The sequence below is a fragment of the Pseudosulfitobacter sp. DSM 107133 genome (genome assembly GCF_022788695.1).
Classification (GTDB): Bacteria; Pseudomonadota; Alphaproteobacteria; order Rhodobacterales; family Rhodobacteraceae; genus Pseudosulfitobacter.
On the sequence record NZ_CP085154.1, the window covers coordinates 722,082 to 735,459 of the forward strand.

13 protein-coding genes are annotated in these 13,378 nt (G+C 56.5%); 1 reads left to right on the forward strand and 12 read right to left on the reverse strand.

Annotation, left to right across the window (positions count from 1 at the left end; translation table 11 throughout):
• Nucleotides 1-66: 66 nt before the first annotated feature.
• From DSM107133_RS03580 to DSM107133_RS03590, 3 genes are all read right to left on the reverse strand, one after another.
• On the reverse strand, nucleotides 67-399 hold the full coding sequence (locus DSM107133_RS03580; RefSeq protein ID WP_114293193.1) for a hypothetical protein: 333 nt from the start codon (nucleotides 397-399) through the stop codon (nucleotides 67-69).
• 168 nt (nucleotides 400-567) lie between these two features.
• Complete coding sequence (locus tag DSM107133_RS03585) at nucleotides 568-1,056, reverse strand: AAA family ATPase (RefSeq protein ID WP_240310498.1); 489 nt, start codon at nucleotides 1,054-1,056, stop codon at nucleotides 568-570.
• Nucleotides 1,057-1,079: 23 nt separating this feature from the next.
• Complete coding sequence (locus DSM107133_RS03590; RefSeq protein ID WP_240310497.1) at nucleotides 1,080-1,352, reverse strand: hypothetical protein; 273 nt, start codon at nucleotides 1,350-1,352, stop codon at nucleotides 1,080-1,082.
• A 471-nt stretch (nucleotides 1,353-1,823) separates the two neighbouring features.
• Between DSM107133_RS03590 and DSM107133_RS03595 the strand changes: the two genes are divergently transcribed.
• On the forward strand, nucleotides 1,824-2,546 hold the full coding sequence (locus DSM107133_RS03595) for a hypothetical protein (RefSeq protein WP_114293192.1): 723 nt from the start codon (nucleotides 1,824-1,826) through the stop codon (nucleotides 2,544-2,546).
• Nucleotides 2,547-2,870: 324 nt separating this feature from the next.
• Here the strand turns inward: DSM107133_RS03595 and DSM107133_RS03600 are convergent, their stop codons facing one another.
• From DSM107133_RS03600 to DSM107133_RS03640, 9 genes are all read right to left on the reverse strand, one after another.
• Nucleotides 2,871-4,430 (reverse strand): IS66 family transposase, encoded by a 1,560-nt coding sequence (locus DSM107133_RS03600; RefSeq protein ID WP_114294069.1) that lies wholly within the window; start codon nucleotides 4,428-4,430, stop codon nucleotides 2,871-2,873.
• 54 nt (nucleotides 4,431-4,484) lie between these two features.
• The gene (tnpB, locus tag DSM107133_RS03605; protein ID WP_067629907.1) at nucleotides 4,485-4,838 is read right to left on the reverse strand and encodes an IS66 family insertion sequence element accessory protein TnpB; all 354 of its coding nucleotides are present in this window, start codon (nucleotides 4,836-4,838) and stop codon (nucleotides 4,485-4,487) included.
• Complete coding sequence (locus DSM107133_RS03610; protein ID WP_114294068.1) at nucleotides 4,835-5,266, reverse strand: transposase; 432 nt, start codon at nucleotides 5,264-5,266, stop codon at nucleotides 4,835-4,837. Before DSM107133_RS03610 ends, tnpB begins: the two co-directional genes overlap by 4 nt.
• A 528-nt stretch (nucleotides 5,267-5,794) precedes the next feature.
• Entirely contained in the window at nucleotides 5,795-6,319 is a 525-nt protein-coding gene (locus DSM107133_RS03615; protein WP_205387815.1) for a toll/interleukin-1 receptor domain-containing protein, read from the reverse strand.
• On the reverse strand, nucleotides 6,320-6,943 hold the full coding sequence (locus DSM107133_RS03620; protein WP_114293440.1) for a TIR domain-containing protein: 624 nt from the start codon (nucleotides 6,941-6,943) through the stop codon (nucleotides 6,320-6,322). It lies immediately after the preceding gene.
• Between the two features lie 9 nt (nucleotides 6,944-6,952).
• Nucleotides 6,953-7,417: a hypothetical protein gene (locus DSM107133_RS03625; RefSeq protein WP_114293441.1), complete on the reverse strand. Its 465-nt coding sequence runs from the start codon at nucleotides 7,415-7,417 to the stop codon at nucleotides 6,953-6,955.
• Nucleotides 7,418-7,430: 13 nt separating this feature from the next.
• Nucleotides 7,431-10,562, reverse strand: a complete 3,132-nt coding sequence (locus DSM107133_RS03630; RefSeq protein WP_114293442.1) for a type I restriction endonuclease subunit R — start codon at nucleotides 10,560-10,562, stop codon at nucleotides 7,431-7,433.
• Nucleotides 10,562-11,770 (reverse strand): restriction endonuclease subunit S, encoded by a 1,209-nt coding sequence (locus DSM107133_RS03635; protein WP_114293443.1) that lies wholly within the window; start codon nucleotides 11,768-11,770, stop codon nucleotides 10,562-10,564. The genes DSM107133_RS03630 and DSM107133_RS03635 overlap by 1 nt, the downstream gene beginning before the upstream one ends.
• Nucleotides 11,767-13,293, reverse strand: coding sequence for a class I SAM-dependent DNA methyltransferase (locus DSM107133_RS03640; RefSeq protein WP_114293444.1), 1,527 nt, complete (start codon nucleotides 13,291-13,293; stop codon nucleotides 11,767-11,769). Before DSM107133_RS03640 ends, DSM107133_RS03635 begins: the two co-directional genes overlap by 4 nt.
• Nucleotides 13,294-13,378 lie beyond the last annotated feature (85 nt).

Genomic DNA, 13,378 nt, shown 5'->3' on the forward strand with positions numbered 1-13,378 from the left:
CTACCTTACAATGGTGGTTCCGTTCCGCCACATTTGAAACCATGCCGGTTCCCAATGAGCCCACCGCTATTGTACGCCCTTGCCCCCGTTGCGAATATCCAATGCCTTTACGACATCATCAACATGGTAGTGCGGCCGCCCATCTACCACGGGCATGTTCGAGCTCGTGCAAGTCGCCTCGATGATCTCGAGAATCTTGTCGGGTAGGTGCTCTGGGTCGACAGGCTGCCCCGTTTCAAGTGCAGTGCGGATGATCGACACAGTGACAATCGTATCAACATAAATCTCGTCAGCCTCCGTCAACTTCCTTTGCATCTTGGGGCCTTGAGGGCGTTCACGAGGGCCTATGAAGTTCTCTTGCTCTCGCCGGATGTCTTCAAACGTGGGACGGTCACTCATGAGTTGTCTGTCGCCTCCCCTTGGTAAGCTTGGCCACCAATACGATTATAGCGATGATCTCGATTTTGGCGACCAGGTCAACTCTGTCAGCCATTTTCACGGCAGGTGACCTGGCGGAGCGCCATAGGCCTGCGCATCGGCGAAACACTTGTCAGGCCCGAACAGGGTTTACGCATGAATGCCAGATTGGATTTGCAGCGCTCCAGTGCATTTATGGCTCAGGAAGATTTCCAGCCACGGCGGAGTCAGGAATACCTGGTGGTGAAAACGGTCCTGATCGGCGAGGGTTTCGGAAACAGCGACCCCGGCCGCATGCTCCAGGGCAACGGCTGCATCGACGAGTCCGCGGTCAAAGAAAACCCAACCATTCAAGTCTTTGGCGCGCTCTCTGTCCCGGGCGGCCATCTCGATGGCGCGCCTGGCAAACAGTTCGAGATTGACCCAGGGAAGGGCCTTCCCTTCACCTTGCATTTCGGTCGCGACAATTCTCCTGCCTGGCTCTTCAACGGTCTCGTAGCCCCTGCGTTTCAGTTCGACCAATAGCGTTGATTTGCCGCCACCTGAGCATCCCGACAGAATGATATGCCGTTCTGAATTGTTGATGCACATGGCGCTCCTCCGCAAGTTGTGGCCGACGACGTCAGGATCACCGGCCATATGGGCGTTTTCATTCAGTGAATTTATTCATTCCCGAAATACTTCTCACCCTCTCCGACGCCGAAGGTCTCCAGTGCCCCACGGTCCAGCTCCATGCCTTCCGGCCGAGCCAACACGTGCGGGATGAAGGGGCCGCTGTAATCCAACACAGGATGGCCTTCATGAGTGCGCAGTTCCCCATTCACTTCCTGGGCCAGCATGATGTAGTCGACGAGATACTGAACGCCATCGAACAAGGCGCTGCGCTCTTCCGCGGGAAGGTCAACGATTGTCTTAAGGTCGATCACCTGGTTCATCAAATCGACGAACTCCTGTTCGGTGAAGTTCTTGGGGAAGTTGCTTGGCGAAATCGGAGAGGTTCATGGGGGGTAGCCTAACATTCTTAAGGTGTGGATGTGGTCGTTTGGGTGTGTGGTCGAAGCTGATCGTCTGTCGAGTCACGTTCGAAGGTATGTATAGGACGTGCCCTGTGGCAAGTGATAATCCGAAGATTATGTCATTTAAGTATCTGTATTTGTTGCGAAAAGTGGGGATGCCTTTAAAGGCCGCATGGTTCCTTCGTGTCACTCCGTCATGTGGTTGATTCTTGTGGCCATCGGAGGGAAACGGGGAGTGAGGATGCTTAAAATCTCTAAAAAACAAAGCCTTGGTGTGAAGAGCGGTATGCAAGCCGAACTGTTGACGGGGCGGTGCGTCGCCATTGGGGGTGGTAGATTTACATGGAAATGTGCCTCGTCAGCTTCCGTCGAGGATGCGAGAAACGATCCATGATCGATTTTCGCAAACTCACTGACGTCGAACCCGCCCTACAGTTGTCTCCGTTGCTCCGGGCTGCGCACCGCACCATGCAGTATGCCGCCGAGAACAATGGCATCGGCCTGACCGCCACAAAGGCATTTCAGCGCAAGTTCGTTCACTGGGCCGTCGAGCACGTTGACTGGCCGGGATATGGGCCCGAGGAGGCGTTCAGCGTCAGCAAGGTGGTCAACGAGTACGAGTTTCCGCCGATCCAAGTCGTGCATTTCCTGTTGCTGCATCGGAAGCTGGGGCGTCACTACAAGGGGAAATTCCTTTTGACGAAGAAGGGGAAGGACCTGCTGAATTCCCCAGGGGCACTGTTCGACCAGTTGATCCCGTTCTTCCTGCTGGAGGTTGACCACACTTCGTACGGTCGCCTGGATGAGCGCCCCTTCGGGACATGGGATGTCTGGCTCAACGTGATGAATGTCGAACTGGAGCAGGGGCTGACGGAAAAACAGCTGTGTGGTCTGTTCTATGGGGATGGGCCGGATTGGGATAATGCCGGGTGGCGAGAATTGGCAGCGTTCTCCAGCTACGTTCTGAAGCCCCTGGAGTGGGCCGGGTTGATATCGATCCATGAGGTCGAGGGCGGCGGTCGGCGGGACTGGATGTGTTTCAAGACGGCGCTTTGGGGCGAGGTGTTACGACTCGAAACGGATGAAATGGATCGGAAGACTACGCAGCACTGATACTTAGGTCATGGCTGCCGCTGGCTGAAGAGTAATTTCTATGTATTAAGTATTTCCAGGCAACCCACTAGACCCAAATGGGTTATCCACATCTGAATGTCTTCGACATATATGTGGACGATCGGGGCCGTGCTATCATCCTGTCAACATCGAGAGGATAAGAGCATGAAAAAGATTGCGACAATGATAGCCTTCGCAATATCGATTATGATTGCATCGCAATCAAACGCAGATGAGTCTGATCAGGCCGTGACCTCTGACCGTAGAGATGACGCTATCTCATGTGAGCTCTATGGTAAGCGTTCCCAGGAGGGCACTGTCGGTTCAGCTTGACGTCTTGGAGTTCCACGGGAGCAGATCGTCGATGGCGCTCTGTGGGTGACCATTGGCGATCGCTGTGAGGGTTGCCTTGAGATAGGCGAAGGGCTCGACGCCGTTGATCTTGCAGGTTTCGATCAGTGAGGCGATGCGGCCCCAGGCGATACCACCCTCGTCATGCCCAGCGAAGAGGGCGTTTTTCCGATTGAGGGTGATGGGGCGGATCAGGTTTTCGACGCGGTTGTTGTCGATCTCGACGCGCCCATCGGCCAAGAAGGTCTGCAGTCCGTCCCAGTGATTGTGGATGTAAGTCAGCTTTTCACCCAGCCGGGATTTGGCGGAGATCTTGCGGCGCTCAGCCTCCAGCCATTCACCGAATGCTGCGACCAGCGGGGCACTGCGGGCCTGACGGGCAGACAATCGCTGGCCGGGGGAGATGCCACGAATGTCAGCTTCGACGATATAGATTTCAGCGATGCGGCGCAGGCCTTCGGCGGCGATCTCTGAGCCATCGCGGTCAAAGACTTCCTTCAGCTTGCGGCGCGCATGCGCCCAGCAATGGGCCACCCGAATGGGGGCACCGCCCTTGCGCGTGGGTTTGGTCAGCCGGTTATAGCCCTGATAGCCGTCGATCTGCAGGATGCCGTCGAAGCCTGTCAGGAAGGTTTCGGCATTCGCGCCCGCCCGACCGGGGGCATAGAAGTAAACCACACCGGGCGGATCTTCACCGCCCCATGGTCGGTCATCGCGGGCCAGTGCCCAGAGATAGCCAGTTTTGGTTTTACCGCGCCCCGGATCCAGCACCGGGGCCGTGGTTTCGTCCATGAACAGTTTGTTGGATCGTTTCAGGTGTTCGGCCAGCCGGTCGACGACGGGCTTGAGGTGGAAGGCCGCCTTGCCGACCCAGTCCGCCAGCACAGCGCGGTGCAGATCAAGACCCGCACGCGCCAGGATCTGGCTTTGGCGGTATAATGGCAGATGATCCGCATACTTGCTGACCAGCACATTGGCGATGGTGGCCTCGGTCGGCAGGGCACCCATGATCAGATGCGATGGTGCGGGAGCCTGGGTCACGCCGTCGGTGCAGGTCCGGCAGGCGTATTTCGGGCGCACGGTGACAATGACGCGCAACTGCGCCGGCACGATGTCCAGCCGCTCACTGCGGTCTTCCCCGATCTTGTGCATGACGCCGCAGCCGCAAGGGCAGCTCAGGCTGTCAGGTTCGATGACTTCTTCGATGCGCGGCAGTGCGGCCGGTAGATTGCCGATGGTGCGCTTTGGCGCAGATTTGGTTGTCGTCTTGTCACCTGTCTGAGCGGCCAGTTGGTCCTTCTGCACCTCGACCTCAGCCAGGGCGATGGACAGATCCTCGAACGCCAGCTGCCGCTCATCCTCGGTCAGCTTTTCCGACCGTTTGCCATGTAGGGCATGGTTCAGCTCCGCAATCAGGTGCTCTTGCCGTTGGGTGATTTCCGTAAGCGCCGCTACCTTTTCCATCAACGCCAAAACCGCCGCACGCTGCGCAGCAGGGATGGTGGATAGGTCAATGGCGGGTGTCGTGATCATGCCATCAGGATACGATAAAACCCCATTAAAAACACACAAAAGACAGCGGTTGATTCACTCTGCCGCAGCAGGTGGGCGCATCTCCAGAGCCTTGACCTTGCGCCAGTCCAGACCGGCAAACAGGGCCTCGAACTGGGCGTGGTTCAGCGCCATCATCCCGTCCTTGATCGCCGGCCAGGTGAAGGTCGCTTCTTCCAGCCGCTTATAAGCCATCACCAATCCGGTGCCGTCCCAATACAAAAGCTTCAGCCGATCCGCCCGGCGCGAGCGGAACACAAAAACCGTGCCGGTGAACGGATCCTTGCGCAGCACCGACGACACGATCGACGCCAGCCCATCATGACCTTTCCTGAAGTCCACAGGCTGCGTCGAGACCAGAACCCGCACACGGTTTGATGGGAACATCATGGCTGACCCTCGATTGCCCGCACGATCTCGGCAACCCGGGTCGAACTGGTCGTGCCATCGAGCCGGACTGTCACACGACCAATCGCAATCTCGATGGAGGTATGGGATGACTCGTCAGGCTTCGCGGACCGCCCCGCAACGGCCGACATATGCGCACAGCCGCCACCATCCGAGACTACGAGTGGCGCAAAACTAAAGGCGTCGTCATCGCCCGCAGGCAAAACCAACCGGCCATCGCGTGCTTGACTCCGCCATTCCGACAAATGGTTCGCCCGAAGCCCATACCGCGCCGCAACTGCATTCACGCTCACGCCCGGCTGCAAACTCTCAGCCACGATCCGTGCTTTGACCTCATTGGGCCACCGCTTCTGGCCATTGGCCCGTATCTCCACCCCGTAGTCCATGAGAAACTCTACCGTAGTCGCCATCGCGAAACTCCCGCCCAATATCCGTCAGAAACGGAGTCGCAGCTCAGGCGAAAACTGGGAAGGTGTTGTCCAGGCAACGCTTACGCTCTATGGAGAAGCTGCCGCCACTTTTATGAGGTCGAGTCAGGACGGCATACCGCTTTCAAGGCTTCTTAAAGTCTCTGGCATTCAGAGAAATACATTAACCTACAAGATTTTGCTTACTGCCTATGAGCAGCCACGGTTCTCGACCGAAGTGTATCAGAGAGAGGCAATTGCAAACTTCCGCAATGGCGTCGAGTTGGCGTGCTATACGGGGTGGAAAAACTGATACCGTCGCACACTTTTCTCTTGGCGGCAGGTAGAAAGGGTATAGTCAAAAAATTTCCGTCTACTATGGTTATGCATTTCCAAATTATCTTGCCTGGCCCTCGCTGGCCAGGCCGTAGGAACGTTGCGCCCGCTAGCTGAAAACTCGCGCTCAGCGAGGGTGCTCGGGTGCAATCCTATAAAATCTGATATAGTCAGATTTTCAACCAATGCGCCTGATCACCGCTGGAGACTCTCAAGGAAGGTGCCTCTCTGGGCGCGAGGATCGAAGACGGCGTAGGCACTCTTAGTGGGAGAGGAGCCATGCTCAATTCGGCGATAGAGGTCCAGATACTCGCTCCCATGCGTTTTTCCGGACTGATCAGTTGTTGGGATCACGATAATGCTGGATATTGGTTTCACGCCGTCTGCATACCCGATCTCCCAGGGGCACCATCTGCTTACCATTGAGTTCTGGGTGGCCAGAAAGAGGAACCAATCCAACTTCCGGATCTTGTCCTTGATCTTTCTTGCTGTCTCGCGGTTGGTGCTCGTAGGCATGCTTTCATCCTGCCAGTCGACGTACACATTCCAGCCGTTATCTCGCAAAAACGCCTGAACCCTCCTGACGAGTTCATAGTCCTTGTGGCTGTGTGACAGAAAGGCGGTTTGGCGGTTCTTTTCCAAGGCTTCGTTGATCACACGGCTTCGGTCTTGGAACGCTGGTTCCGCCTTGTAATTCATGATTGTCGATTGGTTTACCATTTACCGCCCCACTATACTTGCTGCATTCCTGACCCAAATTCCGAAGTTGTCGTTCCCCCTGTGTGCGACGTAACAATAGTGCAGGGCATAATTGCTGAGCTTGTGAACAACATTTCCTGCGGGGACAAACCAAGTTTCAGGTGGCGTGACTACCTGCTGATAATCCTGGTACTGGTACCACTTGCCTGTCTTCAATTCTGCCAAGCGGATCTGACCAAAATTGTCCCTGTAGAGCCCCATGTAGTCCAAAGGGTTCGGGCCCTGTGTTGCTTGATATCCAAGTCTATCCCGCAGACTCGATATGTTGACCGTCAGAAGGCCATTTCCCTTCAAGACACTTCGGGCGATTTCATAGCGAACCCATCTCCGTGCGTAGGTCTGTTCACCTGCCAAGACACATGTCACCGAAGTGTTGGAAATCCCATTTCGAATGAGATTTTTAAGTGAATCATCACTTGTCCGCTTCGCGCTCTCCCAGATGCTTGCGTCGTAGAATCCGAACCCTTCACGAGTGTCTGGTTTTGCGTAGCGCCACGAATTTCTAACTTGGTTCACACGCCAGATGTCGTTTTGGTAATGGAACGAGAAGAATACTCTTCTCTTGGATGGTGTGGGTGAGAACATCGGTGAGTGCTATGCTCCGCAAAAAATAATAGATGCGACGACTGCCAGGGAGATCAGAATCGCGAGATAAAAGATGGCAACGGACCAGCTGATTGCAATTCTGAGCGCGACACCGAAGTGGGACATGAATGCCGTTGCGTCCAGGGAGTAGGGCTCTACCTGCTCACCCGTTCTGACCTTGTCGTAAAGCTTGCGATAGGCTCGTTCAATTCGGAGATACTGGGCGTCCATGAGCCAGAACATAAAGATTGGTATCAGGGCTGCGACAGCGTAGAACACCGACGGTTCGCTGGAGCTTGCCAAAGCGGCGATGGCTGCACTACCGAAGGTGGCTGCCAAGGCCTTCAAGGTAAATGAGTTCGCGCCCATCCGAGTAATGACACCCTGCAGCATGGTAAGGTGAGCAATCTTGATGCTTTCAAGATGTTCCGGCCCGTGGCTCGGCTCACTTTGTGGATTATCCTCTTGCGTCATAACTGCCCCTCGCTCACGCAAATTCCTTTGCCAACACTTCCGCCTGCTGCAGAACCTTTTTCACGGATTCTGCCTGAAGATCAGGCGGGAATCCGTGTTTCTTCAGGATCCTGCGGATCGTGACACGCATCTTCGTCCTGACATTCTGCTTGCGCCACCAGTCCACCGATGACGTTGCCTGCACGGCGTTCACCAACTCCTGGGCAATCACTCGCAATTCCTCATTGCCCATAAGATCACGCGCACTCTCGTTTTGCGCCAGAGCATCGTAAAAGGCGACTTCCTCGGCGGTCAGACCGTCCTCTGGCTGCTCCTGGAGTTGTCGCGCCATATCGATCATTTCCTTGATGACCTGCACCGCGTCGATGCTGCGGTTGTGATACCGCGCCATGGCGTCCTGCAGGCGCTTGGAGAACGCCTCGTTCTGCGTCCTGTTGGTCCGGGTGCGGGAGCGGATCTCGCCATTCAGAAGCTTTCTCAGGGCTTCTACAGCCAGGTTCTTGTGCGGCGTATTCTGCAAACCCAGAAGGAAGTCTTCTGACAGGACGCTGATATCCGGTTTGTCGATGCCGGCAGCCTCCAGGATGTCGATCACTTCCGTTGAGGCCACGGCGCGATTCAGCAGTTGGGAGATTGCCAATTCTGCGTCTTCGGCTGTGCGCGCCGTCCTGGTCGAAGCATCCATTTTGCGAATGGCGGACTGGATGGCGACGAAAAAGCCGACCTCATCCTTGGCAGCCGCGGCTTCGTGCGTCCCGGCGGCAATACGGAAGGCTTTAACCAATCCTGCGACGGCTTTCATGAAGCGCTTCTTGGAGTCCTCGCGGTTCACCGCCTCCTTGCCGTCAACCTTCAAGGTGAGGGCATGCTCGATCGCAATGGGCAAGATCTTGATCCGGTCGGCCGCCGTCCCGTTCACCGCATCCATGTAGGGAACGGCGAAGAACATTCCGCGCATGATGTCGATCTGCGTATGCAGGGCATGGACTGCCTCATCCTGGCTGACGCCCGTTTGCTTCTGATCGGCATTCGAATAGTGTTTCAATGCCTTCTTCAGATCCGCCGCCAAGCCGATGTAATCCACGACAAGGCCGGCGGGTTTAGAGCCAAAGACCCTGTTGATCCGGGTGATGGCCTGCATGAGACCATGGCCCTTCATCGGCTTGTCCACGTAAAGCGTGTGCATGCAGGGGGCATCAAAGCCGGTCAGCCACATGTCGCGCACGATCACGAGCTTCAACTCATCCGAAGGGTCGCGATAGCGGGTGCGCAGAGTTTCAAGACGTGCTTTGGACCGGATGTGAGGTTGGAATTCCGCCGGGTCCTGGGCAGCACCAGTCATGACGACTTTGACAGCGCCCTTGGCATCTTCATCCGAATGCCAGTCAGGGCGTGCAGCCACGATGCGTTCATAGACCTCGACACAAATCCGACGGGACATGCAGACGATCATCGCCTTGCCACCATCCATGGCCTCCAGGCGTGCATCGAAATGCGTCAGGATGTCCTGGACGACCGCATCCAGACGGGGCTCGGCGCCGACGAGCTTTTCAAGCTGTGTCCACTTCGAAGACATTGCACCGCGGCTCGCCTCGTCGAACTCGACACCGTCCGCCTCGGCCTCCTCGATGATCTCTTCGAATTCGGCATCGACAATCTCGCCGATGTCCTCCGCCAATTCGATTTTGGCGACGCGGCCTTCATAGTAAATCGGCACGGTTGCACCGTCCGATACCGCCTGGGCGATGTCATAGACATCGATGTAATCCCCGAAGACGGCTTGGGTGTCTGCTCCCACAAGGTCGATGGGCGTTCCGGTGAAGCCAACGTAGACCGCATTTGGCAGCGCCGTTCTCAGATGGTGGGCAAAGCCGTATTTGGTTTCACCGGTCTCCCTGTTCACCTTGGCGTCGAACCCGTACTGAGACCGGTGGGCCTCGTCGGCAAAGACGATGACATTGGAGCGATCGGTCAGCTCGCCGAAGTCAATCTCCCCTTTCGGCGGGCGGAATTTCTGAATGGTGGCAAAGATCACCCCTCCCACCTGGCGGTCGGCAAGCTTCTTGCGAAGGTCAGGCACATCTTCGGCTTGAACCGGCACTTCCCCGAAGAGGGCTGCACAGCGCGAGAAGGTCGCGAAGAGCTGGTTGTCGAGATCGTTCCGGTCCGTGATCACCACAAGGGTCGGGTTCTCGAGCCGGGGATCGCGCATCAGGCGGCCGGCAAGGAAAGACATCAGAAGCGACTTTCCAGAGCCCTGGGTGTGCCACATGACACCACCGCGCCCATCCTCGCCTCGCGCGCCCAGAACGGCCTTCATACCCTTCCTGACGGCATGGAACTGATGGTAGCCGGCAATCTTCTTGATCGGGCCTTTGCCCTCGTCCTCGAATACAGTGCAGAACCTCATCATCTCGAGGATGACATCCTGGTTGAGCAGGCCCTCCATCAAAGTCTGAAGAGCAAGAGCAGTTCCATCCTCGACCAGCGTTTCGCCATCGACGGTGCGCCAACGCATGAAGCGATCGAAGTTGGCCGAAAGAGAGGCGTAGCGAGCGGTCACCCCCTCGGAGATGACGTTTATCGCGTTGGTGCGGAACAGATCCGGCACCTGGGACTTGTAGGTCTCGATCTGGTTGAAGGCGCCTTTCAGGCTGCCGGTTTCAGTCCCTTTCAGCTCGATCACGATGATCGGCAGGCCGTTGAGGAAGATGATCACGTCGGGCCGACGGGCAGATTTGCCCACCACCTCGAACTGATTGACCACAAGCCAGTCGTTGTCGGTGTTTTCCCAATCCACGATACGCGCGACGTCGTTCTTCTGCTCTCCCCATTCGAACCAGGATACGGGCACGCCTCCGACGATCACATCATGGATACGGCGGTTCTCTGACAGAAGATCGCCCGCGAACTTGGTGTCGCGGATTTCGTTGATCGCCGTACGGACCGCGTCATCGGGCAAATGCGGGTTCAAGCTGCGGATCGCGGCCTCCAGCCGGCCGAGGATCAGCACGTCATGGAAGCTGTCACGAACGGGATCGTCGGCTTCGGGTGAAAGGGCCGAGCCATGAAGATAGGTGAAGCCGAGGCCTTGGAGTTCGCCCAAGGCCCATTGTTCAAGGTCGTCTTCGGATGCAAAGGCCATCAGGCAACCTCCTCGATATGTTCACGGGCTTCGCCTACACGGATTTCGCCGGACATGAGTTTGGGAAGGAGGGTGTCACGGAGGTAGGCGAGGGTTTGGCTTTGTGCCTTTGATGCTTCAATCATCCCTATCAACGGCGCTACCAATTCCTGGAAAGCAGTGCGCACATCATGACTGGACAATACCACCGGCTGGGACGCAACAACATCTGGTCTAACTGCAGGGTACGCCCCTCCATCCGCGAGATTGGCTAAGGCGTCGATGGTGTCAGTGTCCGTTGCAGATAGATAGACCAATGCAACATCGGCAGTGTCCGTAGGTCGGAGAACTGCGAAACCAGTACTACCCGTCAATCCAACTTTTCCAATATATGAATACGATCCGTTCCCGGGTCTTACCGTTCCCACAATTGTATCTTGTTCCCGAAGTAGCATTCGCGCCCGAGATGGTGCTTCCTCCCAAGAATACTGCGTTGTCGTTTCGATAATGCCCCATTTCGTGTTTGAGAGGTCGACATATTCGACAGCATCCGGGTGGCTCTTTTTCGTGTGTTTTTCAGGATTAAGTTGGGCAATGTCGCCTATGCAGCCCCGTTCCCAGCCCTCCGGCAGCCCGTCCTCCCCAAACCGATCAGGGAAGAGCGCGGCGGTGGCCTCGTCCATGAAGGCGGGTTGGAGGCCTTCCATTTTGGCATGCACGGGATCGAAATCGACAAACCAAGACCGATAAAGGCTGCGCGCCATCTCTTCGAGAGTGGCCGACATGCGGCGGTTCAGCTCGATCTTGTCGTCGAGGGCGCCGAGGATGGAGGCGATTACCAGCCGTTCACTGGGACTGGGCACGGGCAACTCAACAGCTTTGAGTGCGGTTTGGTTGATCAGTGGTTGCCCTGACCCGGAACGCAGATCATGCAGATCTTGGCATGACATTGCATAGTACCAGAAACGGGACTCGTTCTCAGTTTTTGCCGTCGCTTTGATTGCGTTATCAGTAACCCAACACGGCTCTTTCGAAAAATGAATGCTCCCGCAATACGATCCGACACGACCAATGACTGAAGTATGTGCGGGTGAGTTTGTGATGTCTGAAAATCCAATCAGGCCGTTTGAGCCGTAGACCGGAAATCCTCCTTCTAAGTCACGTTCTGGAGATGTTTTTCCATTGCTGAAATTTACATGCTCACCAAGAATGCTGCGGGGGTATGTCATACCATTTCCCCCAGCTTCGCCTCGATCTCGGCCTCCAGCCGCCGCCCTTCTGCGAACTGCTCCCGCAGATCGCCCATCAGACGCTCGAACTTTTCCTCAAATGGCTCACCGTCATCCTCGACCGCCCCCGCGCCAACATAGCGGCCCGGCGTCATGACGAAGTTGTGTTTGCGGATCTCCTCCATGTCAGCCGAGGCACAGAACCCCGGCTCATCGACATACATTCCGGCCGATTTTTCACCGCGCCACGCATGGTAGGTATCGGCGATCTTCTTGATCTCGTCGTCGGAAAGCTCTTTTTGCTTGCGCGATCCGGGCACCAGGGCGCCCATCCTGCGGGCGTCGATAAAGAGCACCTCGCCGCGACGATCACGCAGCTTCTCCCCATTGGCGGTGCCGTTGGATTTGTCCTTGGCGAGGATCCAGATACAGGCGGGGATCTGCGTTCCGAAGAAGAGTTGCCCTGGCAGAGCCACCACGGCATCCACCGCATCGCCCTGCACCATGGCCTGACGGATGTCGCCCTCACCTGACTGCATGGACGACATCGACCCATTAGCCATGACCACACCGCCAATGCCGTTGGCCGACAGGTGATGATGGATATGCTGCATCCATGCGAAGTTCGCGTTGCCCACCGGCGGGGAGCCGAAGGCCCACCGCTGATCCTCGCGCAGCATATCACCGTTCCAATCCGAGATATTGAACGGCGGATTGGCAAGGATGAAGTCGAAACGATCATCCGGGAAGGCGTTTTTCAACAGCGTGCCTTCGGAGTTCCAACGGATATCACCAAAGATCCCGCGAATGGCGAGGTTCATCCGTGCCAGGCGGAAGGTGGCAGGGTTGCGTTCCTGCCCGTAGACTGCGATGTCATCCACCCGTCCCTGATGGGCAGAGATGAACTTTTCCGACTGGACGAAGAAACCACCGGAGCCACAGCAGGGGTCATAGACGCGGCCATAGGTGGGTTCCATCATCTCGACCATGATGGAGACGATGGAGCGCGGGGTGTAGAACTCGCCGCCGCGCTTGCCCTCGGATGTCGCGAACTCGCCGATGAAGTATTCGTAGATGCGACCGATCAGGTCGAAGTCCGACCGGGTGCCATGCAGTTGCAGGTTGGTAAACATCTCGATCAGGCCAGTGACGATAGACCGGTCGAGATCAGCCTTGCCATAGACTTTCGGAAGGGCATCCTTCAGCGTAGGGTTCGACTTCTCGATCTCGCGCATGGCGTCATCGACCTGCACGCCGATGTCGTTTGCCTTGGCATTGGCCGCCAGACGTGACCAACGGGCCTTTTCTGGAACCCAGAAGATGTTTTCAGCGGCGTATTCCTCGGGGTCTTCCAGATCGATATACTCGTCTTTGGAGAACTCTTCGCGTTTCGCTTCGAAGGCCGCCGAGACGTAGCGCAGGAAGATCAGGCCCAGGGCCACGTGCTTATACTCACCGGGATCCATGGCACCGCGCATCTTGTCCGCTGCAGCAAAGAGGGTCTTTTCGATCTTGTCAGCCATTTTACCTATATGTCTTTCTTATTTCTGCAATTTATTGCTGGCCCAAATCCACAGTCCGGCGTTTCCATGTTCAATGTAGGGGTAC

What these genes read in the sequence shown, in the direction of transcription:
- DSM107133_RS03580 (WP_114293193.1), bottom strand. Translation starts at nt 399, where the DNA reads ATGAGTGACCGTCCCACGTTTGAAGACATCCGGCGAGAGCAAGAGAAC.
- DSM107133_RS03585 (WP_240310498.1), bottom strand. Translation starts at nt 1,056, where the DNA reads ATGGCCGGTGATCCTGACGTCGTCGGCCACAACTTGCGGAGGAGCGCC.
- DSM107133_RS03590 (WP_240310497.1), bottom strand. Translation starts at nt 1,352, where the DNA reads ATGAACCAGGTGATCGACCTTAAGACAATCGTTGACCTTCCCGCGGAA.
- DSM107133_RS03595 (WP_114293192.1), top strand. Translation starts at nt 1,824, where the DNA reads ATGATCGATTTTCGCAAACTCACTGACGTCGAACCCGCCCTACAGTTG.
- DSM107133_RS03600 (WP_114294069.1), bottom strand. Translation starts at nt 4,430, where the DNA reads ATGATCACGACACCCGCCATTGACCTATCCACCATCCCTGCTGCGCAG.
- tnpB (WP_067629907.1), bottom strand. Translation starts at nt 4,838, where the DNA reads ATGATGTTCCCATCAAACCGTGTGCGGGTTCTGGTCTCGACGCAGCCT.
- DSM107133_RS03610 (WP_114294068.1), bottom strand. Translation starts at nt 5,266, where the DNA reads ATGGCGACTACGGTAGAGTTTCTCATGGACTACGGGGTGGAGATACGG.
- DSM107133_RS03615 (WP_205387815.1), bottom strand. Translation starts at nt 6,319, where the DNA reads ATGGTAAACCAATCGACAATCATGAATTACAAGGCGGAACCAGCGTTC.
- DSM107133_RS03620 (WP_114293440.1), bottom strand. Translation starts at nt 6,943, where the DNA reads ATGTTCTCACCCACACCATCCAAGAGAAGAGTATTCTTCTCGTTCCAT.
- DSM107133_RS03625 (WP_114293441.1), bottom strand. Translation starts at nt 7,417, where the DNA reads ATGACGCAAGAGGATAATCCACAAAGTGAGCCGAGCCACGGGCCGGAA.
- DSM107133_RS03630 (WP_114293442.1), bottom strand. Translation starts at nt 10,562, where the DNA reads ATGGCCTTTGCATCCGAAGACGACCTTGAACAATGGGCCTTGGGCGAA.
- DSM107133_RS03635 (WP_114293443.1), bottom strand. Translation starts at nt 11,770, where the DNA reads ATGACATACCCCCGCAGCATTCTTGGTGAGCATGTAAATTTCAGCAAT.
- DSM107133_RS03640 (WP_114293444.1), bottom strand. Translation starts at nt 13,293, where the DNA reads ATGGCTGACAAGATCGAAAAGACCCTCTTTGCTGCAGCGGACAAGATG.